Below are 290 nucleotides of genomic sequence, written 5' to 3'. Positions count from 1 at the left end.
GGTGCTCCATAGGATCAGACTCGCCTGAAAAGGCGTCTAATGCCATGGTTTGAAGGTGCTTTGGAATGTCCACCCTAGTGATGGCTGGAACAAAAGGTTGGAATTCAACTACATCCTCCGCCTCCAAGCGTTGTTCTTGCTTAAAATCCTGCCGCTGAGTGAGATACTCAACCTGGGCTTGCAACTGCTCGTTTTGGGACTGCACCTTCTGTAAGGTATCTAACATTTGTTGCAAAGCCGCAGGCGTGATACCTGTCACTGCCTCTTGTGCTCTCCGTGGAGCAGTGGTT

General features: G+C 50.3%; 1 protein-coding gene. It reads right to left on the bottom strand.

Annotated elements, in window-relative coordinates; all coding sequences use genetic code 11:
- Positions 1-259: hypothetical protein (locus AABA86_RS34260; RefSeq protein ID WP_338309887.1), on the bottom strand; the 259-nt coding region annotated here is incomplete at its 3' end.
- Positions 260-290 lie beyond the last annotated feature (31 nt).

It is taken from the genome of Bradyrhizobium sp. TM233 (genome assembly GCF_036247965.1).
In the GTDB taxonomy this organism is placed as follows: Bacteria; Pseudomonadota; Alphaproteobacteria; order Rhizobiales; family Xanthobacteraceae; genus Bradyrhizobium; species Bradyrhizobium ottawaense.
The sequence above is the reverse complement of the archived record's forward strand: the minus strand, read 5'-3'. Positions and strand labels throughout refer to the sequence as shown.